Origin of the sequence: Desulfopila inferna (assembly GCF_016919005.1) — a bacterium.
Lineage (GTDB): Bacteria > Desulfobacterota > Desulfobulbia > Desulfobulbales > Desulfocapsaceae > Desulfopila_A > Desulfopila_A inferna.
Window position 1 is genome coordinate 1 of the sequence record NZ_JAFFQE010000075.1, and the last position, 387, is coordinate 387.

Sequence of the window (387 nt, forward strand, 5' to 3'; positions counted from 1 at the left end):
GCACATTCCGTTAGCCTTGGCGGCTGTTCCAGTCCTATTCCGCTCAACCCCATGCGTTACCGGTTCTCGTTGTTCTTCTGTTGCCTGCTGGCGCCCGCTGCGCACGCCTTCGATACCACGACGGCGTTCACCGCGAAGTCTCTTTACGTCACCAGCAAGCTGACCAGCACGCCGTTCGAGAACAAATTGTTACGCGATGCCCGGGGCGATGCGGCCAGTTTCGTCGCCAGCGATGGCAGCATCCGCGGTGCGCGCCTGGAAGCGGCATTGCGCTGGCTGCGTGTCGCGCACCCCGAGCTGGCGGCCAGCGATCAGGAACTGGCCGAAGCAATTCTTGCCCAATAGGCGATCACCACCGTTCCGGAGAACCTCCATGCGCCGTAGCTC

Annotated in this window: 1 protein-coding gene; it reads left to right on the forward strand. The window is 62.5% G+C overall.

The window, feature by feature from the left end:
• The first annotated feature begins 51 nt into the window (after positions 1-51).
• Positions 52-345 (forward strand): DUF2388 domain-containing protein, encoded by a 294-nt coding sequence (locus JWG88_RS21515; protein WP_003110362.1) that lies wholly within the window; start codon positions 52-54, stop codon positions 343-345.
• The last annotated feature ends 42 nt before the right edge of the window (positions 346-387 follow it).

Coding starts and splice junctions, on each gene's coding strand:
- JWG88_RS21515 (WP_003110362.1), top strand. CDS start 52: ATGCGTTACCGGTTCTCGTTGTTCTTCTGTTGCCTGCTGGCGCCCGCT.